General features: G+C 64.4%; 23 protein-coding genes. 9 read left to right on the forward strand and 14 right to left on the reverse strand.

Annotated features, from left to right (window positions below; translation table 11 throughout):
• Positions 1-2: 2 nt before the first annotated feature.
• From ACPJXG_RS22040 to ACPJXG_RS22055, 4 genes are all read right to left on the reverse strand, one after another.
• Entirely contained in the window at positions 3-923 is a 921-nt protein-coding gene (locus ACPJXG_RS22040) for a DnaJ C-terminal domain-containing protein (protein WP_425252344.1), read from the reverse strand.
• Between the two features lie 96 nt (positions 924-1,019).
• Entirely contained in the window at positions 1,020-1,700 is a 681-nt protein-coding gene (locus ACPJXG_RS22045; protein WP_219313733.1) for a beta/gamma crystallin-related protein, read from the reverse strand.
• Positions 1,701-1,858: 158 nt separating this feature from the next.
• Positions 1,859-2,863, reverse strand: coding sequence for a beta/gamma crystallin-related protein (locus ACPJXG_RS22050; protein ID WP_219313731.1), 1,005 nt, complete (start codon positions 2,861-2,863; stop codon positions 1,859-1,861).
• A gap of 242 nt (positions 2,864-3,105) precedes the next feature.
• A complete protein-coding gene (locus ACPJXG_RS22055; protein ID WP_425252345.1) occupies positions 3,106-3,771 on the reverse strand; it encodes a beta/gamma crystallin family protein in 666 nt (221 codons plus the stop codon).
• Between the two features lie 189 nt (positions 3,772-3,960).
• Between ACPJXG_RS22055 and ACPJXG_RS22060 the strand changes: the two genes are divergently transcribed.
• The 3 genes from ACPJXG_RS22060 to ACPJXG_RS22070 all read left to right on the forward strand — a co-directional run bounded on the left by ACPJXG_RS22060 (position 3,961) and on the right by ACPJXG_RS22070 (position 8,611).
• Complete coding sequence (locus ACPJXG_RS22060; protein ID WP_425252346.1) at positions 3,961-5,352, forward strand: MATE family efflux transporter; 1,392 nt, start codon at positions 3,961-3,963, stop codon at positions 5,350-5,352.
• 20 nt (positions 5,353-5,372) lie between these two features.
• Entirely contained in the window at positions 5,373-6,212 is an 840-nt protein-coding gene (locus ACPJXG_RS22065; RefSeq protein WP_425252347.1) for a PhzF family phenazine biosynthesis protein, read from the forward strand.
• A gap of 191 nt (positions 6,213-6,403) precedes the next feature.
• On the forward strand, positions 6,404-8,611 hold the full coding sequence (locus tag ACPJXG_RS22070) for a S9 family peptidase (protein WP_425252348.1): 2,208 nt from the start codon (positions 6,404-6,406) through the stop codon (positions 8,609-8,611).
• 69 nt (positions 8,612-8,680) lie between these two features.
• Here ACPJXG_RS22070 and ACPJXG_RS22075 read toward each other — a convergent pair whose 3' ends face one another.
• The 3 genes from ACPJXG_RS22075 to ACPJXG_RS22085 all read right to left on the reverse strand — a co-directional run bounded on the left by ACPJXG_RS22075 (position 8,681) and on the right by ACPJXG_RS22085 (position 11,833).
• Positions 8,681-8,866 carry a CsbD family protein gene (locus tag ACPJXG_RS22075; RefSeq protein WP_035825486.1) on the reverse strand — a complete coding sequence of 62 codons (186 nt, stop codon included), beginning with the start codon at positions 8,864-8,866 and terminating at the stop codon, positions 8,681-8,683.
• Between the two features lie 184 nt (positions 8,867-9,050).
• Complete coding sequence (locus ACPJXG_RS22080) at positions 9,051-9,695, reverse strand: class I SAM-dependent methyltransferase (RefSeq protein WP_425252349.1); 645 nt, start codon at positions 9,693-9,695, stop codon at positions 9,051-9,053.
• A 68-nt stretch (positions 9,696-9,763) separates the two neighbouring features.
• A complete protein-coding gene (locus tag ACPJXG_RS22085) occupies positions 9,764-11,833 on the reverse strand; it encodes a M13 family metallopeptidase (RefSeq protein WP_425252350.1) in 2,070 nt (689 codons plus the stop codon).
• Positions 11,834-11,971: 138 nt separating this feature from the next.
• Between ACPJXG_RS22085 and ACPJXG_RS22090 the strand changes: the two genes are divergently transcribed.
• The 3 genes from ACPJXG_RS22090 (at position 11,972) to ACPJXG_RS22100 (ending at position 14,344) form a co-directional block, all read left to right on the forward strand.
• Positions 11,972-12,799 carry an HDOD domain-containing protein gene (locus tag ACPJXG_RS22090; protein ID WP_278317979.1) on the forward strand — a complete coding sequence of 276 codons (828 nt, stop codon included), beginning with the start codon at positions 11,972-11,974 and terminating at the stop codon, positions 12,797-12,799.
• A 177-nt stretch (positions 12,800-12,976) separates the two neighbouring features.
• Complete coding sequence (locus tag ACPJXG_RS22095; RefSeq protein ID WP_425252351.1) at positions 12,977-13,945, forward strand: IS1595 family transposase; 969 nt, start codon at positions 12,977-12,979, stop codon at positions 13,943-13,945.
• 147 nt (positions 13,946-14,092) lie between these two features.
• Positions 14,093-14,344, forward strand: coding sequence for a flagellar protein FliT (locus ACPJXG_RS22100; RefSeq protein ID WP_235211804.1), 252 nt, complete (start codon positions 14,093-14,095; stop codon positions 14,342-14,344).
• A 418-nt stretch (positions 14,345-14,762) separates the two neighbouring features.
• Here the strand turns inward: ACPJXG_RS22100 and ACPJXG_RS22105 are convergent, their stop codons facing one another.
• Positions 14,763-15,893 (reverse strand): hypothetical protein, encoded by a 1,131-nt coding sequence (locus ACPJXG_RS22105; protein WP_278317978.1) that lies wholly within the window; start codon positions 15,891-15,893, stop codon positions 14,763-14,765.
• Positions 15,894-16,064: 171 nt separating this feature from the next.
• On the opposite strand from ACPJXG_RS22105, the gene fumC reads away from it, so the two are divergent.
• The 3 genes from fumC to ACPJXG_RS22120 all read left to right on the forward strand — a co-directional run bounded on the left by fumC (position 16,065) and on the right by ACPJXG_RS22120 (position 18,170).
• Positions 16,065-17,459 (forward strand): class II fumarate hydratase, encoded by a 1,395-nt coding sequence (gene fumC, locus ACPJXG_RS22110; protein WP_425252352.1) that lies wholly within the window; start codon positions 16,065-16,067, stop codon positions 17,457-17,459.
• 96 nt (positions 17,460-17,555) lie between these two features.
• Entirely contained in the window at positions 17,556-17,777 is a 222-nt protein-coding gene (locus ACPJXG_RS22115) for an RNA-binding S4 domain-containing protein (RefSeq protein ID WP_071079051.1), read from the forward strand.
• 108 nt (positions 17,778-17,885) lie between these two features.
• Entirely contained in the window at positions 17,886-18,170 is a 285-nt protein-coding gene (locus ACPJXG_RS22120; protein ID WP_035825472.1) for a hypothetical protein, read from the forward strand.
• Between the two features lie 4 nt (positions 18,171-18,174).
• On the opposite strand, the gene ACPJXG_RS22125 is transcribed toward ACPJXG_RS22120, so the two are convergent.
• The 6 genes from ACPJXG_RS22125 to ACPJXG_RS22150 all read right to left on the reverse strand — a co-directional run bounded on the left by ACPJXG_RS22125 (position 18,175) and on the right by ACPJXG_RS22150 (position 23,526).
• Positions 18,175-19,797, reverse strand: a complete 1,623-nt coding sequence (locus ACPJXG_RS22125; protein ID WP_425252353.1) for a DUF692 family multinuclear iron-containing protein — start codon at positions 19,795-19,797, stop codon at positions 18,175-18,177.
• Between the two features lie 17 nt (positions 19,798-19,814).
• Positions 19,815-20,117: a DUF2282 domain-containing protein gene (locus tag ACPJXG_RS22130; RefSeq protein WP_077400619.1), complete on the reverse strand. Its 303-nt coding sequence runs from the start codon at positions 20,115-20,117 to the stop codon at positions 19,815-19,817.
• A 280-nt stretch (positions 20,118-20,397) separates the two neighbouring features.
• Positions 20,398-20,598 (reverse strand): YjfB family protein, encoded by a 201-nt coding sequence (locus tag ACPJXG_RS22135; RefSeq protein ID WP_034781856.1) that lies wholly within the window; start codon positions 20,596-20,598, stop codon positions 20,398-20,400.
• 57 nt (positions 20,599-20,655) lie between these two features.
• A complete protein-coding gene (gene mobB / locus ACPJXG_RS22140; RefSeq protein WP_176390481.1) occupies positions 20,656-21,192 on the reverse strand; it encodes a molybdopterin-guanine dinucleotide biosynthesis protein B in 537 nt (178 codons plus the stop codon).
• A 95-nt stretch (positions 21,193-21,287) separates the two neighbouring features.
• Complete coding sequence (locus ACPJXG_RS22145) at positions 21,288-22,739, reverse strand: alkaline phosphatase family protein (RefSeq protein WP_425252354.1); 1,452 nt, start codon at positions 22,737-22,739, stop codon at positions 21,288-21,290.
• A gap of 100 nt (positions 22,740-22,839) precedes the next feature.
• Entirely contained in the window at positions 22,840-23,526 is a 687-nt protein-coding gene (locus tag ACPJXG_RS22150; RefSeq protein ID WP_425252355.1) for a general secretion pathway protein GspB, read from the reverse strand.
• Position 23,527: the final 1 nt, after the last annotated feature.

Genomic DNA, 23,527 nt, shown 5'->3' on the forward strand with positions numbered 1-23,527 from the left:
ATTTACCCTCCCAGCTTCTGGCGCGGATTGAAAGCCATCTCGCGCGCCATGGTTGCATACAGTTCGCGCGCCTTGTCGTCGTTCGCCGGCGGCAGCACCACTTCCAGCAGCAGATACAGGTCGCCCGGCTGGGCGGCGGGGATGCCGCGCCCCTTCAGGCGCAGCTTGCGCCCCGTCTGCGAATTGGACGGCACCGTCACGGACACCGTGCCCGATGGCGTGGGCACGTCGATTGCGCCGCCCAGTGCCGCTTCCCATGGCGTGACGGGTACCGTCTCGAAGACGTCGCGCCCCTCCACCTTGTAGCGCGCATCGGGCCGGAAGCGAATCTCCAGGTACAGATCGCCGGCGGGCGCGCCGCCGCTACCGGGATTGCCCTGCCCCCTCATGCGCAGCTGCTGTCCTTCCGTGACGCCTTTCGGTATCGTCACTTCCAGGGTGCGTTCGCGCGTCACCACGTGGCCTTGCGCATCCGCTTCGGGCACGCGCATGACGATGTGGCGCTTGGCGCCCTGGAAACTGTCCTGCAGATCGATGGTGATGGCGGCGTGGCTGTCCTCGCCCTGCATCTGGAAAGTGCTGTTGGAGCGGCGCCGCCCGCCCACGTGGGCGAACAGGTCGGCAAAGAAGTCGCTGTCGTCGGCGCCCGACGATTCGTAGCCCGCACCCCAGTCCGGCGGCGGGCGGAATGGCTGGCCCTGCGCGCCCTGGTTGCGGCCCAGTTCATCGTAGGCGGTTCGCTTTTCCGCGTCGCCCAGCACGCCGTAAGCCTCGTTCAAGGCTTTGGTGCGCTTGTCGGCGTCCGGCTCCTTGCTCACGTCGGGGTGGTATTTGCGCACCAGCTTGCGGTACGCCTTCTTGATATCGGCCTCGGTCGCCGTCTTCTCGACGCCAAGCTCCTTGTAATAGTCCTTGTATTCCACCGTGCCTGCTCCCCATGGTTGAACTGCCTATGGGAAGAGTACACGAATTGGGCGCTGGACAGCGTGTGCACAATACAACGCTGCCCGGCCGCGGAATCAGCGCACGCGGCGCAGCGAGGAAATGCGGCGGTCGAGGCCACCGTGCAGGCGGCCGTAGCTGCCCGGTCCCATCACCACGCAGCGGCCGCGGAAGTTGGCGTCGACGCAGAATTCCCAACGGCCGTAATTGACGACGAGCGATTCGGCGCGGTCGTTGAAACCATAGCGGTTCAAGTCGTGCACCTCGCGGTCCAGGCGCACGGGCCGGCCGCGCATGCCGGCATCGGGGAACAGCAGCACGGCGCCATTCATGTCGGGACGGTGGCCGCCGCCGTGGCCGGGGTAACCGGGATGAGGACGTTCCGGCTCCGGACGCGGCGGGCGTGGCGGGTAGGGACGGTGATCGCCGCCGCCATGGCCCGGGCGGCCCACTTCGCGCACGGAGGAAACGGCGTCGTTCATGCCCGGCATGGTGTCGTAGCGGCCCGGCCCCAGAGTGCGGCAATTGCCCCGGTAATTGGCGTCCTTGCATACTTCCCAGGTACCCGAGCGCACGATGATGCTCGAGGTCTTGTCGTTAAAGCCCATGCGCGACAACTCTGCCGCATCGGAACGCAGGGTGACGGGGCGGCCGCGGAAACCGGCATCCTGGAACAGGGTGATTTCGCCCGCCGATGCGGCAAGCGGGGCAAGGAAGGTGGCGGCGCACAGCAGCGCGGGGCGGAAAGATCGAACCATGACAACTCCAATACTGAGACATTTTCGCCAGTGTAGTCCAGGCGGCAGGCGGCGAGTGTAACAAAGGGCAAGCAAATGTCATCACACGGCTGGGAATGTAAAAACCGCCTGGCGGGCATTCCCGGCAGGCGGCCTGTCAGCACGGCGCAGGGACGCGGTCAGCGTACGCGGCGCAGCGAGGAAATCTGGTTTTCCATGGCGTTCAGTCGGCCATACTCGCCCGGCCCGATCACTTCACAGCGGCCACGGAAGTTCGAATCGCTGCACACTTCCCACTGGCCCTCATTGACGATGATGGACGAGGCGCGGTCGTTGAAATTGAAGCGCACCAGGTCCTCCGCGTTGCGCTCCAGCGCCAGCGGTTCGCCGCGCATGCCCGCCTCGGGGAACAGCAGTACGGCGCCGCGCTGCTGGTACTGCGGCTGCTGGTATTGCGGCTGTTGATATTGCGGATACTGCTGCTCGTACTGCGGCCGCTGGTACTGGTTATCGTACTGCTGCTGGCGGCGCGCTTCGCGCTCGTCGACCATGCGCGCCGACGACACGCGCCCATCAAGACCGCGCCCCAGGTCGTCGTGGCGGCCTGGGCCGAAAATGCGGCACGTGCCCTGGTAGTTCGAGTCGCTGCACAGCTGCCAGTAGCCGTTATGGATGACGATGCTCGTGGTGCGGTCATTGAAACCGATGCCGACGAAATCGTCCGTATCGCGGTTCAGGCGCGCCGAGCCGCCATTCTGGCCCGCGCCCGAATACACTTCCAGGCTGCCGCCACGGCCATAGCCGCCATTGCCACGGTCCGGATCGCGCCCCGGGCGTCCTGGATTATAGCCATCGCCGCGCCCCGTTTCACGCACTGAACTGATGGCGTCGTTCATGCCAGGCATCGAGGCGTACTCGCCCGGCCCCAGGGTCTTGCACCTGCCGCGGAAGCCGGCATCGGTACAGACATCCCAGGTTCCTGAACGCACCACGATGCTCGACACCTTGTCGTTGAAGCCCTGGGGCGACAGGTTATCCGCCGTTTCGCGCAGGGTCACGGCGCGGCCACGGAAATTGTCATCCTGGAACAGGGTGATCTCGCCCGCATGGGCGGCCGCATGGCCCCCCAGCGAGAGCAGCAAGGTCGCCGCGCATGCCAGCGTGTGTTTGAGAGGGCCCGTCATGATTAACTCCATTCTTCATTCTTTGGTGATGATTTGCCTGGCCAAAACGCCAGGATGCCATTGTAACAAGCGCCCTCCCCCACGGAGGGTCGCTCAAGACAAATGATCGACATGACAACTGATGCCAGTGTAACCATCCGCAGAAAAAAACGGTGTAACAAAGTATGGGAAAAGCACAATAAATTGTTACTAAAAGCAATAGCCGGCCCCGGCAGGGACCGGCTACGCTTGCCAGTCTGGCGTCAGCGCACTTCGCGCACCGACGAGATGCGGTTGCTCATGCGTTCCAGGCTCGCGTATTCACCGGGTTCCAGGGTGCGGCAACGGCCGCGGAAGCCCACGTCCTCGCACACTTCCCAATAGCCGGAGCGCACGCGCACGCTTTGCACCGTGTCGTTGAAATCGCGCTCGCGCAAGTCGGCTGAAGAGTTGCGCACGCTCAAGCTGCGGCCGGCGAAATCGTCGCGCGTGTAAAAGGTCAGTTCGCCGCCCAGCGAGCGCCCTGGCAAATGGCCGTGCTCCCGGTCGCGTTCCCAGCGGCCGTCCCGATCTCGCCCACGGTCACGATCGCGGCCCGGATGCCCACCCCAGCCGCCGCGCACTTCGCGCAGCGAGGTGATCTTGTTGGCGCGTTCATCGAGCGTTGGATACTCGCCCGCCTCGAGCAGGAAGCAATCACCGCGAAAATCGGCTTCCTCGCACGCTTCCCAGCGGCCCGAGCGCACGCGGATGCTTTGCGTCGTGTCGTTGAAACGGACGTCTTCCAGGTCGGCGACCGTATCGCGCACGGTCTGCGAGCGGCCGTGATAATCGTCGCGCGAATACAGGGTCAGTTCGCCAGCGCCGGCCAGTTCGGCCGTCATGGCGGCGCCCAGCAACAGGGCGCAGTTCAGGGTGTGTCTCAGCATGGTCTTGCTCCATAGTCAGGATAGTACGGTGTGACTATTTGGTCATCTTGCCAAATAGAGCACGCAGTCTAGCCGCGACTGGCCCATTTAGCTGTAACAAATGATTACCGCGCCCGGCCCCTCGCGGGGCCACGGCGGACAAGCACGGCGAATGCCGGTAGAATCTTGTGTTTCGTCAAGCTTGCCGCCATGCCACACACCACCTCGTTCACCCTGCCTGCCATCCGCACTGAAGTCTCATCGCTGTGGAAGCTGGCCTGGCCCATCCTGATCGGCCAGCTGGCCACCGTCGGCATGGGCGCGGCCGATGTGGCGATGACGGGGCATACGAATCCCGAGGAACTGGCGGCCGTCTCGCTGGGCGCGGCCATCTGGTCCATCGCGCTCGTCACCGTGAGCGGCATCATGATGGCGATCAATACGCTGGTCGCGCATGAAATCGGCGCCGCACGCCACGACAAGGTGCCGCACATCGTGCGCCAGTCGCTGTGGAAGGCGCTGCTCGTGGGCCTGGTCGCTTGCCTGCTGACGAACATGGCGGCGCTGGTGTTCGACCACCTGATGCTCGAACCCGCCGTCGCATCCAAGGCCAAGCTGTTCGTGCACATCATCAGCTGCGCGCTGCCGCCGTTCGCCGCCTACCGCGCGCTGTACGGCTACAGCACCAGCATCAACCAGACCAAGCCCGTGATGGTCATCGCGCTGGCCGCGCTGGCGCTGAATATTTTCGTCAACTACCTGTTGATCTACGGCCACTGGGGCATGCCGAAGATGGGCGGCGTGGGCTGCGCCGTGGCCACTACCTGCTGCGTGTGGATGATGCTGCTGGCCATGCTGACCTGGATCAGGATCGCGCCCGCCTACCGCGCCACGTATCCGTTCACGTACTGGGAAGGGCCGCAGCTGTCGTCCATCGGCCCCATGCTGCGCCTGGGCCTGCCCATCGGCGTGACCTACTTTGCCGAAGTGAGCGCCTTTGGCGTCATCAGCCTGCTGGTGGCGCGCTTCGGCGTGATCCAGGTGTCGGCGCACCAGATCGCCCTGAATTTCTCGTCCGTCGTCTTCATGGTGCCGCTCACCTTCGGCATCGCGCTCGTCACGCGCGTGGGCCATGCCGTGGGCGAAGCCAATTTGCGCAAGGCCCGCTTCATTTCATGGGTAGGCGTGGCCATGTCGCTGACGGCGGCCATCGTCTCGGCCACCATCATCACCGTCTTCCGCCACCAGATCGCGCAAGCCTACACGTCCGATCCGCAAGTGCAGGCCCTGTGCGCGCAGCTGCTGCTGTTCGCCGCCCTGTTCCAGCTGTCCGACGCGACGCAGGTCGCCACGTCCTGCGCGATTCGCGGCTACAAGGTGACGCGCCAGCCGATGCTGATCCAGCTGCTGGCCTTCTGGGGCTTCTCGCTGCCGATCGGCTACGTGCTGGGCCTCGCGCCGCAAGGCTTCCCCTGGTCGCCGGCAGCACCGATGGCCGCCGCTGGCTTCTGGATCGGCCTGGTGACGGGCCTGACGGTGGCGGCCGTGCTGCTGACGTGGTATCTGAACCGGCTGTCGCTGCAGCGCCTGCGTGCCGCCTGACCCTCCCGCAAGGAACAGCCATGCCACAACCGCGCCCCTTCAGGCAAGTCGATGTCTTCAGCAGCGTGCCCTTCCAGGGCAATCCGCTGGCGGTGGTGCTCGACGCCGACGGCCTGGATGACGCGCAGATGCAGGCGATTGCGCGCTGGACCGGCTTGTCGGAAACCACCTTCGTACTGGCGGCGCGCGATCCCGCCGCCGACTACCGCGTGCGTATCTTTTCGCCCGAGACGGAATTCCCGTTTGCCGGCCACCCGACCCTGGGCACGGCGCACGCCCTGCTCGATGTGGGCCTGCAGCCGAAAGGCGCGCGCATCGTGCAGGAATGCGGCGTCGGCCTGGTGCACATTGAACAGCAGGCGGGCGGCGTGCTGGCGTTCCAGGCGCCGCCCTGCACGGCGCGCGCGCTCGAACCCACTCTGCTGCCCCTGCTGCAAACAGCGCTGGCCGGCACGCCAGCCGCTGCCGGCAGCGTCGTCGACATGGGCATCCGCTGGCTGTGCGTGCCGCTGGCAAGCGCCGCCGCCTGCCTGGCCGTACGCGCCGATATCGCCGCGCTGACGGCCTTGCTGGCCGCCTCCGGGACCGATGGCCTGGCGCTGTACGGCCCGCACGCAGCAGGCGGACCGGCCGACTACGAAGTGCGCGCGCTGCTCAGCGAACATGGCGCGCTGGTGGAAGACCCCGTCACGGGCAGCGCCAATGCCTGCATCGCGCAGGTGCTGGCCGGTGGCGACTACAGCGTCCGCCAGGGCACCTGCCTGCAACGCGACGGCCGCGTATCGGTCCGCTTCCGCGATGGCCAGGCCTGGATAGGCGGCGCGTGCCTGACCGTGATCGCAGGGTCGATATTGGCCTGAACCGCATAAAGCGCCATGGAATGGGCGGCTATCGGATATTTCCAGCGAAGGAAATACGGCCAGCGCCCCCATATTCCGTGGCCGGGGCTATCGCATAAAGAGGCACGCTCTGGTATCGTCTTACGCTTAGGCAGCGCTCAAGTTCGCCTATGCATGCAGTGCCCTTCATCCTTCCAACTACCGAGACATCCATGCGTTTTATTCTTTGTTTTCTGGCCGCGATGGCCAGCGTTCCCGCATCGGCTGAAAAGCTGACCCTGGAACGCATCCACGCCGATCCGGCGCTGGCCGGCCCCGGCGTGCGCAACCTGAAGGTCTCGCCCGATGGCGAGAGAGTCACGTTCCTGCGCGGCCGCGCGGACAACCAGTTCCAGCTCGACCTGTGGGAATTCAAGCTGAAGGACAAGAGCACGCACCGCCTGATCGACTCGAAGGCGCTGGTGCCGAATGAAACGATTTCGCCCGAAGAGCAGGCGCGCCGCGAACGCGAGCGCACGGCCAGCCTGAACGGCATTCTCAGCTACAGCTGGTCGCCCGATGGCAAGCAGCTGCTGGTGCCGCTGGCCGGCAATCTGTACCTGGTCGACGCAGCCCACCCGGACAAGGCGCGCCTGGTCGCCAAGGGCAATGTGCTCGATCCGAAAATCTCGCCGAAAGGCCGCTATGTGTCGTTCGTGCGCGACCAGAACATCTATGTGATCGACCTGAAGTCGGGCCAGGAACGCCAGCTGACGACCGATGGCAAGGGCACGATCCGCAACGGCGAAGCCGAATTCGTGGCGCAGGAAGAAATGGGCCAGCGCACCGGCTACTACTGGGCGCCCGACGATTCCGCCATCGCCTACAAACGCTATGACGAAGCGCCCGTGCCCGTCGTGCGCCGCTTTGAAATCTTCGCCGACCGCACCGACGTCGTCGAGCAGCGCTACCCTGCCGCCGGTGACCCGAACGTGCTGGTGCAGCTGCTGATCGTCTCGCCGGAAACGGGCGCGCAGCGCCAGGTGGACCTGGGCACGAACCCGGACATCTATCTGGTGCGCGCCGACTGGAGCGCGGACAGCAAGTCGCTCGTGTACCAGCGCCAGTCGCGCGACCAGAAGACCCTCGACCTGGTGGCCGTCGATGCAAGCACGCTGGCGCAGCGCACCCTGCTGACGGAAACGTCAAAGACCTGGGTCAGCATCCATGACGACCTGCGCTTCCTGACGAACGGCACCTTCCTGTGGTCGTCCGAACGCACGGGCCGCAATCACCTGTATTTGTACGACATGAGCGGCAAGCTGCTGCACCCGGTCACTTCCGGCGCATGGGGCATCGACAACGTGCTGGCCGTGAACCAGAAAACCGGTAAAGTGTTCGTCGCGTCGAACCGCGACGCCGTCATAGACAAGCAAACCTACGCCCTGGCCCTCGATGGCAGCACGGCCGACAAACCGCAGCGCGTGACGAAAGCCGACGGCTGGCACGACACGACGTTCTCGCGCAATGGCGAAGTCTTCGTCGACACGTATTCCGACCCAGCCACGCCGCCGCAAGTGAGCATCCGCCGCCCGGACGGCGCCATGGTGGGCTGGCTGGAAGAAAACGCGCTGAACGCCAGCCACCCGTACGCCAAATACAAGGCGGACCACCTGCCGACCGAGTACGGCACCCTGAAGGCCAACGATGGCCAGACGCTGTACTACTCCATCGTCAAGCCATCGAACTTCGACGCAAGCAAGCGCTATCCCGTCTACCTGTCGACGTACGGCGGCCCGCACTCGCAGCACGTGGCGCGCCGCTGGGGCAACAACTTCGACCAGTACATGGCGCAGCAGGGCTTTGTCGTCTTCCGCCTCGATAACCGCGGTTCGTCGCGCCGCGAGCGCGCGTTCACGGACGCCATCTACCATAATCTGGGCGCGGCCGAAGTGGCCGACCAGCTGGTCGGCATCGACTGGCTGGGCAAGCAAAGCTTCGTCGATCCTAAACGCATCGGCGTGTTCGGCTGGAGCTACGGCGGCTTCATGACCTTGCGCTTGCTGTCGGCCGCATCCGACAAGATCGCCATGGGCGTTTCCGTGGCACCCGTGACCGACTGGTCGCTGTACGACACCCACTACACGGAGCAATTCCTCGGCATGCCGAAGGAAAACGTCGATGGCTACAAGGCCAGCACCGTGTTCGCCCACCTCGACGGCTTGAAGTCGCCGCTGCTGCTGGTGCACGGCATGGCCGACGACAACGTCTTGTTCAGCAACAGCACGCGCCTGATCGACGCGCTGGTGAACCGCGGCGTGCAGTTCGACCTGATGACGTATCCGGGCGCCAAGCACGGCATCTCGTCGCGCGCGGGCCAGCGCCACGTGTACAAGAAAATTGAAATGTTCTTCAAGCAGAACCTGGGCGTCGCGAAGTAAAGCGCGCCCGCAAATGAAAACCGCCGCCTGTCTCGCGACAGGCGGCGGTTTTTTTATGCGTGCGTCAGATTATGGCTTGCGCGTTACGGTCTCGACCGCATCTTTCACATCGCCCACTTTCTTCTGCACTTTGCCTTCGACCTGGTTTGCCAGGCCCTTGGCTTGCTGTTCTTCGCTGCCGACCAGTTTGCCAGCTTGTTCCTGGATTTTACCGCCGACTTCCTTCAGTTTACCTTCGACTTGATCTTTGTTCATGATGGATCCTCACTGTAGTTGGTACATCTGTTGTCCTGCCCCGAAGGGCCGGTACTGCGGCTCACTCGCTGCTTGAAGCGGCTTGCGCTGCTTGCTGCGTGTCGATGTGTCCATACTACGCTTGAGGTTGCAAAAACTATGTACGGTCCCTAACACATGCCAAAAATCAGCTAATTACGCGAAATCAGCCCGCTTTGCGCCAGACCGTCGCCAGCCACGGCTGCTGCTCGCGCGGCAAGCCGGGCGGACGGTAATACTGCTCGATCAAGGTAAAACCGGCCGCCTGCAAGTAGGCGGCCCAGGTCGCTTCGTCATGGTAGCTGCCGTAGCGGGCGCCATTCCAGCCTTCCTGGTTCTGCCCGCGCGGGTTCGAGCTGAACAACACACCGCCGGGCTTCAGGCACGCGGACAAAGCGCGCAGTACGCCGGCCAAGGCGGCGCTGGGCACGTGGAACAGCACGGCATTGGCGAACACGCCGTCGAAGTGTGCGGCGGGCAGGTCGAGGTCGACGAAATCCTGCCGCCAGACGGTGCAGCCGCTGTAGGCGCGCGCCATCTCGACGAAGCGGGCGCTGCCATCGACACCGGTCGCATGGTGGCCCATGGCCGTGAACGCTTTCAAATCGCGGCCCGGGCCGCAACCGAGGTCGAGAATCTCCAAAGGCGCCGGGCGGCCGATGGCGGCCAGCAGTGCGCTGATGTTCTGGCTGACGTCGTGGTCGCGCGTGCCTTCGAAAAACTGCTCGGCGCTGGCGTCGTAATGGGCCAGGGTGCGGCCCGTGATGGCGTGGATGGGGTCTTGCGGGTCTTGCGGTGGGGTCGGCTTCATGGCGGTCCTGTCGATATGTTCCGCCATTTTACGGTGCCGGCGCGCTAGGCGTGCGGCACCGTCAATGACTACCAGACGCGCACGCGCTGCTCCGGCGCCAGGTACAACTGCTGACCCGGCTTGACGTCGAAGGCCGGATACCAGGCGTCGAGGTTGCGCACGGTGGCGGCGCGGTATTGCGCCGGCGCATGGCCATCCGTGAGGATTTGCTGGCGCGCCGCCGCTTCACGCGCCTTGCTGCGCCAGCTGACGCCATAGCCCGTGAAGAAATCGCGGTCCGCACCAGGCTGCACCGGCTTGCCCTGCTGCGACAGGGTGAACGCGTCATGCGCGGCCGCCACGCCGGCCAGATCGGCCAGGTTTTCGCTCAGGGTCAGCTGGCCATTCACGGCCAGGTCGGGGAACGGTTTATAGGCCGCGAACTGCGCCACCAATTGCTTGGATGCCGTCTGGAAATGCGCCAGGTCGGCCGGCGTCCACCAGTCGCGCAACTTGCCCTGGGCGTCGAACTGCGCGCCCTGGTCGTCAAAACTGTGGCTGATTTCGTGGCCGATGGTGGCGCCGATGCCGCCATAGTTGGCCGCATCGGATGCTTGCGGGTCGAAAAACGGCGGCTGCAGGATGGCGGCCGGGAAGTTCAGCGCATTTTGCAGCGGCAGGTTGACGGCGTTGACCAGCTGGGCCGGCATGGCCCAGGCCTTGCGGTCGGGAGACTGGCCCAGCTTGGCCAGCTCCTGCCGGTAGTGAAACTGTTCCGCGCGCTGCACATTGCCCAGCGCATCGCCACGCACCACGCGCAAGCCAGCATAGCTGTCCCAGCGCTCCGGATAGCCGACGCCCACGTACAGGGTCTTGAGCTTTTCCTGCGCCTGCGCCTTGGTGGCCGGCGCCATCCAGTCCAGCTTGTCGATGCGGCGCGAGAAGGCGGCCACGATATTCGTCACCATGTCTTGCACGCGGGCTTTCGATTCAGGTGGGAAATAGCGTTCCACGTACAGCTTGCCGACGGCGTCGCTGAGGGCCGCGTTGGTTGCCGCCAGCGCGCGCTTGCTGCGCGGCGACTGCTGCGGCGTGCCGCTCAGGGCGCTGCCATAGAAGGCGAAGCGCTGCTCGGCGGCCGCCTTCGGCAAAATCGTGCTGAAATGATTGATGGCGTGGAAGGCCAGAAAATCCTTCCACGTGGCCAGCGGCACGCTACCCACCAGGGCCGCGCTGCCCGTCATGGCCGTCGGATGCCAGACGATGAAATCCGTCTGCTGGCCCAGACCGGCCGCCTGGAAGAAGGCTTTCCAGTCCAGTCCAGGCGCCTTGCTGGCGAAGTCGGCGGCGCGCCACGCATTATTGCCCTTGGCGACATCGGCCGAATCCTCGCGGCTGGCGTGGCTGGCGGCAATTTGCTGCTCCAGCGCAAACACGCGCGCGGCGCGGGCCGGCGCATCGCTGTAGCCGGCCTGCTTGAGCATGGCCGCGATATGCGCCTGGTAGCCGGCGCGCAAGCCCTGCATGCGGGCGCTGTCGCCCTGGTAGAACGCGCGGTCAGGCAAGCCCAGCCCGCCCTGCAGCAGATACGCCACATTGCGCGTGGTGTCGTTCAAGTCTTGCGCCACCCACAGGCCGAACAGGTTTTCCGTATAAAAATTGGTGGCGTTGAGCGGGTCGACATCGGCGCGCAAGCTTTCGCCCAGCGCGCGGGCCAGTCCCGCCAGGTCGCGGATGCCATCGATCTTCTTCAGCAACGGCTTGATCGGCGCCCAGCCTTTCGCTTCGATAGCCGATTCATCCATCCAGGAACGGTAAAAATCGCTGACCTGGCGCGCCGAGGCATCGGCCTGCGGCGCCGCCGACAAGCCTTCGACGAGACCGATGATGCGCTCGTTGGTGGCGTTGGCGAGGATGGCGAACGAGCCCCAGCTGCTGCGGTCGGCGGGAATCTCCGTCTTGCGCAGCCAGTCGCCATTCACGTAATCGTAGAAATCGTCGCCGGGCAAGGCCGTGGGGGCAGCGGGAACAACGGCGCTGGCGGCCGCCTGCTGGCCATGCGCCTGGGCGGGCAAGCCGGCCAGCGACACGCCGGCCAGGGCGAGGATGATGGCGGCCTGGACTGGCGTCCGGGACCAGGAAAAACGCAAACCGTGCATGGCGATCCTTTCAATGGAATAGTCAAAATCATAGCCTGTTTCCCATGAAAAAAGCGCCCCGGAATTTTTTTGCATGCGGACAAAAAATCGGCCTATAGTTTCACGACCCCGCGCCGCGCGAATGCCAAGGAGATTGCCATGCAACTGGAAGCGCTGTTTCAGCAACCCCACGCCCTGCCTGCCGCCCCGAAGATCGTCGATGAACTGGTGCGCAGTTTCGACAACCCCGCCATCGCCACCGAAGACATCGCCCGGCAGCTGGGAGCGGACCCGGCCTTGAGCGCCAAGCTGCTGCGGCTGGCCAACTCGGCGTATTACCACGTCTCGCGCAGCATCGGCACGGTGGAAGACGCCGTGCTGATGCTCGGCTTTGTAACCGTGCGCACGCTCGTCATCAGTTCGGGCCTGGTCAGCGGCTACAAGGCCGTGCCGGGACTGAATCTGCCGCAATTCTGGCGCTACAGCCTGCACAGCGCCGTGTCGGCCCGCTGGATCGCCAGACAGACGGGCGACAACCAGGATCTGGCGTTCACCATCGGCATGATGCATGCGATCGGTCAACTGGTGATCCATGCAGCCATGCCCGAACAAGCCATGCAGCTCGACAAGATCGCCCCGCCGCTCGACGCGCGCCGGCTTGACGCGGAGCGGGTTTCCCTGGGCTATGACTATGCGCAGGTGGGCGCCGAACTGGCACGCCGCTGGAAGTTCCCCCCTGCCTTTGCCGAGGCCATCGCCGCCTTTCCCGATCCGCTGGCCAAGGCGCCGCTGAACCGCCTGGCCGCCATCATCCACCTGGCCGCCTGGCGCGCACGCATCGATGAAAACGCGTTGAGCAATGAAGAAATCATCGCCTGCTACCCCAGCAACGTGGCCGAAGCGCTCGGTTTGCCGCCCTCGGTGCTGGTCGACAAGATGCCGCCGCCCACCGAACTGAGCGCGGGACTGGAAGAACTCGTCAAATAAATCCACGCTGGCCGGAATCGCCAGCCCCCGCATCCATGCGGGTTTGCGGGCGATTCCGGCGGCCGGCAAGCAATCAGCTAAATTATTTGGCTCTGTCATCGATAAATAGGGGATCTGCCTGAATCTTTCCTTGGCTGGGCTGTCTGACTCTGCATACCCACCATGCAGGAGCCGATCATGCAGCCAGCCGAATGGATACGCTTTATCGCGCAGTTTGCGCAGTTGAACCGGCGCCAGCGGCAGGCAGGAATAGCCTTGCTGTGTGGCAATGAGCCACACGATGTGACCGTCACGCTGCTTGAAAACGCTACGCAAGCACGCCTGGGCTGTCCCGCCTGCCAATCGTGTCACCTGCACCGGCATGGCCATGCGCACGGCCTGCAGCGCTACCGCTGTGTATCCTGTGGGCGCACATTCAATGCCTTGACGGGTACGCCGCTGGCGCACTTGCGCCATAAATCGCTGTGGCTCGACTATGCGGATTGCCTGCTTGATTCCAGGTCAGTACGCCAGGCCGCTCAGCAGTTGGGACTGCACCGCAACACCACGTTTCGCTGGCGACACCGTTTTCTCAGCGTAGCAAAGACGGACCGGCCGCATTGTCTGCATGGCATTGCCGAGGCCGATGAACTCTACGTGCTGGAATCAGAAAAGGGATCCAGGCAGATGACGCGTCCGGCGCGCCGCCGTGGCGGCCATGCCCATCAGCGCGGCATTTCCAATGAACAGGTTTGCATCCTGGTGGCGCGCGACCGTACGGGCCAGACCCTCGATTTCGTCACGGGCAAAGGGGCGTTGACGAAGGCACAGCTGCATCATTCGCTGCTACCCGTTATCGACAAGGACGTGCTGCTGGTGACCGACGGTCATGCCGCCTATCTGGCTTTTGCGAGGGAAGCGGGCATCAGCCACCAAGCAGTCAACTTGCGCGCTGGCATCCGTGTGCGAGGGGCCGCCCACGTGCAGAACGTCAATGCCTATCACAGCCGCTTGCGCGCATGGCTACGGCCCTTTCACGGCGTGGCGACGCGCTACCTGCCGAACTACCTGGGCTGGCGCTGGATACTCGACGCCAGGCGCATCCGTTCATCGGAAACGTTATTGAAAGCAACGTTGGGCGCATTCCCACACTTGACGGTGACATAGCCAATTATTTTCACTTTTTTTTCAAAAACACCCTCAAGTTCCGGATAAGCACGCCGTTAATCTAGACAAGCGGTAATCCATTCACTAGTTACGGGTGTGCTCATGACCTCCAACGACGTTCTCTCGATGTACGAAAATATTGCAGGAATGACCAATAAAATGGTCGTGGCCGCACGTTCGAGCGACTGGAATGACTTGGATGCCCTGGAAAACCAGTGCGCCAGCGCTGCCAGCGCGACCATGACGGGCAAGGTGCCTGCCCTGGCCGGCGCTTCGCGCCTGCGCAAGATCGACTTGCTCAAGCAAATCCTGGCAAACGACCGCGAAATCCGCGCCATCACGGAACCGTGGATGACGCAGCTGCCGAGCGCCATGCAGGGCGCGCGCGCCCGCATGTAAGAAGCTGCAGCACCAGAAACGACAAAAGCACCCGCGGGTGCTTTTTTTACGTCAACTCCCTGGCAAGGAGCGCGACAACTGCGGCGCTCGGGAACAAGGAGGGGGGGGAATTTGGAAGGCGAGCCCCAGGTATCTCCTGGCGTCGCCTCGCTGCCGGTTGCATCCGGCGTTCGCGAGCACATCGTCGGCATCGCGAACCGCTTCCAGACCCAGGCGTTTATGCAACGCTACACCTGTTTGCCGCGCCACACTATCGTTGGTGACTGCGCCAGGCTGGGGCTGTTTTGTCGTAGAGCAAGTCCACTGAATTAATCATAACACCATCTTTAAGAAATAGGCAACGCGATTGGCAAGCATATCCATGTCTTTTTTCAATATCTTTTTTTATATCAAATTGTAGCGCAGCCTTGCAACACGATTAACGCGAGAACGGCTCCGGTTCCGGCTCGGCTACCGTTCCGTCCTCCACCGCCTCCGTCAGCACGGGCACATCCTTTTTCTTGCGGCGGAACGGTTTGCGCAGCAAGACCCAGTATTTCGACGGCGCGCCCGGCACTGCCGCCTGCTTGCGCTTGCGCACGACATACACGATGAGCGCCGTCAGCAACAGGAAGGCCACGGTGCCGATACCGAGCCACAGCAAGCCATTGCCGCCCGCCTTCTTGTCAGCGGCTGGCGCCGCGTGCAGGGGCTTGGGCTTGGCATGCGGCGCCGGCGCCTCGGCAGGCGCGGCAGCCGGCGCAGCAATGGCGGCGGCGGCGGGCTGAGCCAGCGCCTTTTGCAAGGCGCCGATCTTGCCCTCCAATTCGCCGAGCTTGTCATTCAGGGCCGCATTTTTCTCATCCAGCGCCACGCACGCTTGCGCCTGCCCGGCATCCGCCTGCGGTGCGCAAGCGGCCACGGGCGCTGTGGCGCGGCGCAGCGGCGGCGCACGCAGCGCGGGCGCAGCCGGTGTGGGCGCGGCGGGCGGCGGCACGAACACGCGCGCCGGGCGTACCAGGCCCTCGGCACGCGCGCGGGCCGCCAGCGCGGCAGCATCGGGCAACGGCGCGCCAGTCACTGCGCGTGGCAACGGCGCGGGGACAGGCATGGGCATGGGCACCGGAACGGCGGGCCTGGCTGGCGCACTGACGGCAGCGGCAGCAGGCGGCGCCGGCGTCAGCCACAGGGTGCCCAGGCGCACGACGGCGCCATTGCCACTGCCCAGCAATAAATACAGATGCACGTGGCCCGCCTGGATCGCTTGCCGCGTAGTCACGCGCACATAATGGCGGCCACCGCGCTCCAGCGGGCTGATCGTCAACCCCTGCAGGGCCGGATCCATGCCGATGCCGCCACCGCGGTACACATCGGGCGAGGCCAGGCGCACGGCCACGCCATTGGCCTCCTCGGGCGCCAGTGCCGTCAGTTCGATCTCGGCCAGCAAGGGCTGGCCCACGTGCGACAGCACGGCCATCTCACCCAGTTCGGCCGCCATGACGGGCGGCATGGCCAGGCTGGCGGCGGCGCACGCGATCAGGGACCAACGGAGAATAATGCTGCTGTGCATGGACTGATCGCTTTGATAACAGGATAAGAAGGGGGACTCGCCTGTCTTTAACGGCAGGAAATCGCAAAAATATAGATGGGCCACGGCAAAAATGATGCAATACAGCATCATCCTGTGCCTTTTTGACGCCTGGAGTACACTCGATCCACCTCTATCGATGAAAGGGATGTCATGAGTAGCAGAATCGAACGCGACAGTTTCGGCCCGATCGACGTACCCGCCGACCGGCTGTGGGGAGCGCAAACGCAGCGCTCGCTTGAGCACTTCCATATCTCCACGGAAAAGATGCCGCCCGAACTGATCGCCGCCCTGGCCACCGTCAAGCGCGCGGCCGCCCACGTCAACCTGGACTTGGGATTACTAGATGGCAAGAAAGCCATCGCCATCACGCAGGCGGCCGACGAAGTGCTGGCCGGCAAGCATGACGCAGAATTCCCGCTGGCCGTCTGGCAGACGGGCTCTGGCACGCAAAGCAATATGAACATGAATGAAGTGCTGGCCAACCGCGGCTCCGAGCTGATCGGCGGCTTGCGTGGCGCCGAGCGCCTGCTGCACCCGAACGATGACGTCAACCTGGGCCAGTCCTCGAACGATATCTTTCCCACCGCAATCCACGTGGCGGCCGCCCTGTCCGTCGCCAACACGGTCTTGCCGCCGCTGCGCCAGCTGCGCGCCACCCTGGATGCGAAAGCGACGGAATTTACCGACATCGTCAAGATCGGCCGCACCCATTTGCAGGATGCGACGCCGCTGACCCTGGGCCAGGAATTTTCGGGCTACGTGGCGCAGCTGGACTTTGCCGAGCACATCATCACGGCATCGTTGCCGCCGCTGCTGCAACTGGCCGCCGGCGGCACGGCTGTCGGCACGGGCTTGAATGCCCACGTGGAATTTGCCGGCCGCATCGCGCAAGAACTGGCGCGCCTGACGGGTCAGCCGTTCGAGACAGCCAGCAACAAGTTTGCCGCCCTGGCCGCCCACGATGCCCTGGTCGCCGCCCATGGCGCGCTGAAAACCCTGGCCACGGCCCTGATGAAAATCGCCAACGACGTGCGCTGGATGGCCTCCGGCCCCCGTTCCGGCCTCGGTGAAATCACGATACCGGAAAACGAGCCGGGCAGCTCCATCATGCCGGGCAAGGTCAACCCCACCCAGTGCGAAGCGCTGACCATGCTGTGCTGCCAGGTCTTCGGCAACGACGTCGCCATCACGGTGGGGGGCGCCTCGGGCAATTTCGAGCTGAACGTCTTCAAGCCCTTGATTGCGCACAACTTCCTGCAAAGCGCGCGCCTGCTGGGCGACGGCATGCGCAGCTTCGACGAGCATTGCGCGCATGGCATCGAACCGAACCGTGCACGCATCGCCGAACTGATGGAGCGTTCCTTGATGCTGGTCACGGCGCTGGCGCCGCACATCGGCTACGACAAGGCGGCGCAAATCGCCAAGCAGGCCCAGCATGAAGGTACGACCTTGAAGGAAGCGGCGCTGGGCCTGGGCTTTGTAACGGAAGAGCAATTCAGCACGTGGATCGTGCCCCTGGAGATGACGCGGCCCAACAAAAGTTAAGGCTCAGCCTGCATTCTCCCTCGCTTCATGTAAACTATGATCTTAGTTGACACCGTCATTCAGTGTTGAAAACACATCGTTGCAATAAGGGATACAATGCAAAAAGTAAGCTTTGATTTAACATCCGAGTTCGTCGAGCTGAACCAGCTGTTGAAGCTGGTCGGCCTGTGCGACAGCGGTGGCGCAGGCAAGGTCATGGTCGATAGCGGCGTGGTGAAGGTCGATGGCAAGAAGGAATTGCGCAAGACCGCCAAGATCCGCGCCGGCCAGGTCGTCAGCGTGGGCGATATCCGTATCACGGTCGTCGCTCCTGCCTGATTCCCGCATGGGGTGCGAAAGCGGCCCCATGCGTCCAGCTGGCTGCCTGGATCAAGCTGCAAACACGTCGTTATTGTCAGATAAATATCGATTGCGGAAGGGAGCGCCATGGACCAGCCCGAACAAGGTACGCGCAGCCAGGAACGCCTGATCGGCGACTTGCGCCAGGTAATAGAAAACGCGGAAGAATTGCTGCGTAACACAGACAAATACACCAGCAGCCTGTACCAGAGCGCGCGCGCCAGGCTGGAACTGGCCCTCGTCGCGGCCACTGCCGAGCTGGCCCGCTTTGAAGAAGAGCAAGTCACGCGCATGATGGACGCCACCCTGGCCGCGAATGCCCTGTACCGCGATCAGACGGGCGAAGCGCGCCTGCTGCGGGCCTTCGAGTAAACTGTCACGCCGTCAACACCGCGTGCGCCAGCCACTGGCGCAAGTGGGCGGCCAGGTCGAATGCCGGGTCCAGCTCGAACGCCGCATCGAGCGCGGCGCCAAACGTCTGGCCCTGCTGCAACATGACCAAGGCGGCATGCGCGGCCACATCCTCTACCAGCACCTGCGCCTTCCAGCGCGTCCGGCATACGAGCGCCCAGCTGGCCACCTGCAACTCCTGCGGAAACTTCCCCTGCTCTTCACCTTCCTGATGCGCCTGCCACAGGGCGGCCACTTGCCAGCTGGACGCCAGCAAGACGCAAGCGGGATGCAAGCTGAAACGCCGCGCTTCCAGCTGATCGGGATGCAGGGCGGCCAGCGACTCGGGCGCCAGGCCCTGCGCATCGGCCGCGTAATGGGCCAGGTGCACGGCCCATTCCAGGCGCGCCATGTCCGGCAGGTAGGGCAAGTCGGCCACAGGCGGAAAACTGGTCAGAAAATCGGCGAAACGGGCGCCAAACTCATTCAAGTCGACGCTATCGGACGGGTACTGGCGGCCATACGCGCGCGCCAGACCGCCAAAGAATGCCTCGCCCACCAGCGCCAGCACAACGGGGTAGGCGTGGCCCAGGGTGCGGCGCCAGGTGGCGCTCAGGTTGCCGCGGTACAGCGAGAAACGCTGCGGCACGGCTTCTCCCGCGAACGCTGGCAATGCGGCCTGAGCATCCAGCAAGGCTGTGGCAAACGCTTGCTGGCCGGCCGCCAGCGCGTCAAGCAACACGGGCGGCGGCGGGGACGGCAGCACCGTTCCCTGCCATGGCGTTTGCGGCGCATGGCGCGCCAGCATGGCTTGCGCCTTGTCCGCCTCGCCCAGCAAGACATCGAGGGCGGGCAAGTCCGTATCCCATTCGACCAGGGTGGGCATGGCGCCAAAGCGCAGCAAGGCGGCCGCATACAAATCCCAGACGGGATCGGCCACGGCGGCGCCATGGTGGTCGATCACCGCATGCGGCGTCAGCAGATGGCCGCCCAGGTGCAGCTCGCCCACGCTGCCTGGGGCAATGGACTGCATGGCCGCCAAGGCGTCTTCGCCGTGGTTGCACTGGTTCACATACAGGTTATTGATATCGAGCAGCAGGCCGCAGCCGCTGCGGCGTGCCAGCTCCGCCAGGAATTGCGCCTCGCTCATGGCATCGTCGGCAAAACGCAGGCAAGTGGAGACATTCTCCAGCAAGATCGGCCTTTTCAGCACATCCTGCACCCGCCCCACTCGTGCGCACAGCAAATCCAGGGCGGCGCCATTCAAGGCCAGCGGCAACAGATCATTGAGTTGCTGCTGCGCCACGGCGCCCCAGCTCAGGTGTTCCGACACGAGGGCCGGTTCGATGCGCTCGACCACGGCGCGCACATGCTGCAAATGGGCTTCGGAAAAGCCCCGCGCGGAACCCAGGCCCAGCCCGACGCCATGCAGGCTGATCGGGTAATCCTGGCGCAGGGCTTGCAGCACATGATTATCCCAGCCCGACGGCTGCAGGTAGTTTTCAGTGTGCACTTCCAGCCAGCCGACCTTGGGCCGGCGCGCCAGGAAGTCGCGGTAATGCGCGGCGCGCAGGCCGACGCCGGCAAGCGCCTGGATGGGCGGCGGCATGGGCAGGCGGCGGACGCTTAGGGCTGCGTGGCCGGTTTGGCAGCCTTGCCGGCCTTGATGGGCTTGACGGAGCCGCCCGCCTGTTCGCACGTGCCCTTGGCAACATAAGTCCATTCGGTCGGCAGATTGTCCGCCTCCGCCTGGCCCGCGCAGGAATGCGCGCCATCGGACGAGGCGCAATCGTTCTGCCCTGCCTTGGCGACGCCATAGCATTTTTCCTTGTCGCCAGGAGCGGGGCCATCGTGCGCGGCCGCGTTGAGGGTGGTGCCGGCACAAATGCCCGCGAGGGCGGCGGCGATGAGAGCTTGACGTTTGTTCATGGAAAATCCTCTTGCATGGGTCAAAGTAATCGATAAGTAATCGATAAGTAATCGCGGCAAATCACGGCACGCCCCGGGCTGCACGATAGGCAACACGAGGTGATGAACGTCATTCTACTGAATCGGCCGCGCCATGGCGAACCATCTTCAATCAGTCAATTTTATAGAGGGAGGGGGGGGGGAAGCGGAAAGACAGACAAAAACGCCCACCCGCCACCGTTGATGACGGTGGTGTGGGCGTAAATAGAGCGGGCGCCAGGCTGGCGCCGCGGGACTGCGCTCAGGCGGTCGTGTTGATGCGGTTGCCGAGGTGAGCCGGCAGGCTAGGCGCCGACTGTACCGGTGGCAACGCTGCCAACAAGGCCGTGGCGGTCGAGCTTTGGATATCCTGGGCTTTTTTCAGGACAGTCAAGCCGACGGCTTGCCGCGTGCCTGTCTCCGCCATCGTGGTTGACAGTTGAGCAATGCTTCCGACGTCCATACGTTTCTCCAATGAGGTTCTACCAGTATTAACGGATGGCCGCGGCAAACCTTTAACTTATTTTTCCAGCTTATTTTCCAACTGCAGCAGCAGCCAGGCCAGCACGTGCTCGCGCGCATTCAAGTCCAGCCATTCCACGCCTTCGCGCAAGTCGGCCGGCGCCGGGCTGTCGGAGGCCACGGCGATCACATGCGGGTCGTGCGGATACAGGGGTGCCTGTCCCACTTCCGGGCGGAACACTTCCAGCTTGGGAATGGGATCCGTCTTGAAACCTTCGACCAGGGTCAGGTCTGCCGGCCCCATGCGGGACAATTGCTGCGCCAGGCTCGGCTCGGGCGCGCCGCGCAGCTCATGCACGATGGCAAAACGGTACGGCGACGCCACCAGCACTTCCGCCGCCCCGGCCAGGCGCAGGCGGGCACTGTCTTTTTGCGGCGGTTCCAGCGCCAGATCATGGTGGCTGTGCTTGACCAGGTTGACGCGCAAGCCGCGCGCCGCCAGTTCCTTCACCACAAATTCCAGCAGGGTCGTCTTGCCGCTACCGGAACGGCCGATCACACCGAGTACCGGGTGTGCGGGCATCGCATCGTGCATGGTCACTCCTTGATTGAGAAGGAATGATTATACGCAGCCCCACGGGCGCGACCATCCGGCACAGGCGCCCTGCATTGCCCAGCGCATCGCCCAAGTCAAGCGCCGCCAGGTTTTCCACCATTCTTCGCGCCGGCGGGCACCTGCCGCCGGCGCCTGCCTGTGGACTTCGGCGCTGTCGTTCCCACGGTTTTACTATTCACCGCCTGCGCATTCCTGGCCGTGCGCGCCAATTGCCGGTGGGCGGCGATCGCGCCGGCCTCGGCATCGGACTGGAACGGTACGGCGGCAGCGGCCGCCACTTCGCCATCAGGCTGGCAAGCGGGCGCCAGCGGCGTAAAATCCTGCGCCCGCACCTCCGCCTCCCATGCGGCCCGCTGCGCCAGCACAGCAGCGGGCACGGCGGGCGCCGCGCGCGCTTGCGCCAGGGTCAGCACGGCGCCCAAGCCACTGGCGGCCGCCACGCGCGCGCCCATCTGGGGCAAGGCGCCATCGGCGGCGCGGCAAAAGCGCTGCAAAATGGTTTTGATGATCGACGTGTGATCGACCACCTCGTGGCTGACGCTGCCCGGCGCGATCAGCGGCGACACGAGCAGCATGGGCACGCGCACGCCGTAGCGGCGAAACGCGGGATCGTCATCGATGGCGGGGCCCGGCGGCACATGGTCGAAAAAGCCGCCGTGCTCGTCATAGCTGAGGATGAGCAAGGTGCGCGCCCAGGCCGGTCCGCGCGACAGGGCCTGGTAGACCTGCGCCACCAGCGCCTGGCCGGCGCGGATATCGGCCGGCGGGTGGTCGTCATTGTCAAAGAAATGCGGATCGATCCAGCTGACCGAGGGCAAGGTGCCCGCCAGCGCATCGCCGATGAAGCCATAGCGGCGGGCGCTGGAGCCGAACGGCTCGTACATTTCCGACGAACGGTAATGGTCGTCCGTCAGCGCCAGGCTCCAGGGTTTCCAGGCGGAATAGAATTTCCAGCTGACCTGGGCACGCTCGAGGTGGCGCACGAAGGACTTGTTCGCATACAGGGGCACGCGTTTGCTGTCGTGGCTGCCGGCCGCCTTGCCGCTGATGGCATACAGGCGGTTGGGCCAGGTGGCGCCCGGCACGGAGCTGTAGCAGCGGTCGCAGACGCAGAACTCCCGCGCCAGGAAATCGTACATGGGCAAGTCGGCCCCATTGTAGTAACCCATCACCAGATCGATGTCGGGGTCGCCCGGATGCGTTTGCGCATAGTCGTCGACAAAGCCGCTATTATTGTTTTGCAATTGCTGCGCCACCGACATGCCCGTATGCGACGGGTCTTGCTGCGGGCCAAAGGCCGTGCGCCGCAAATGGTGCACGGGGTAGCTGACGCCCGCATGCACGTTGGCATGGCTGGCCTGCAAGCCATCGATATCGGCGCGCCCGCCTTCCAGGCTCAGGTAGCCGAGCATGTGGTCAAACGAGCGGTTTTCCATCATCAGCACGACGATGTGGTCGATGCGCGCCAGGTTTCCAGGCACATCCACATCCAGAACACCCTCACCAGCAGCTGCGGCAGCAATCATCGGACCTCCCCGGCCGCGCACACGGTCGCAGCGACCCTGGTTCGACCAGGCTTGGCCAGTATGGTTCAGCTATGGCGGCCCGGCCTTGATGCACAACAACTCAATACGGCACGCGGTAGCGATAGCCCTTGAAACTGAAGATGGCCGCCTTCGGCTGCAATTTTTCCAGCACCAGTCCCGGCGCCAGCTCCTCACCTTCATGGCGCAGTACCTTGTCGATCAGCAGCAGGCGGTCGGCTGGATTCTTCGAATAGATATAGCCGCCGATGGCGACCGCAGGGATTTGCCGCTGTATCGGCTCGGGCAAGTCGCGCATGCCGGGCACAGTCTCTTCGGCAGCAGGCGCAGGTACGGGCACGGCAGGCGCAGGGACAGACGGCGCGGCCTGGCCGGGCGACTCCTGCTTTGGTTCCGCCACAGGCCTGGCATGGTGCACGGGCGCGGCGGTGGCCGCTGGCGGCACGGGCGTAACTTGCGCAACGGGAACCGGCGCAGGCGCGGGGGTCGCCGGTGGCGCAGCGGCTGGCATCGGCGCGGGCACAGCCTGGGCCAGCACAGCGGGTGCAGCCGTTGGTACCGTAGCCGTCGCCTGCCAAGGCTGCCACAGCAGCAATGCGGCCACCACGGCTACCGTCACGCCACCCAGCGCCAGCCAGACAGGCGCGCGCCGCGACGCGCCGGATGCGGCGGCATCGTGCAACTGCACTTGCGGTGCGTGGATCGACGGCAACTCGCCAAGTTGGCGCTCGGCTTGCGATTTTTTCAGTGCTTCTAGTATGTAGGACATC

The organism is Janthinobacterium sp. NFX145 (assembly GCF_049810325.1).
GTDB lineage: Bacteria > Pseudomonadota > Gammaproteobacteria > Burkholderiales > Burkholderiaceae_D > Janthinobacterium > Janthinobacterium rivuli.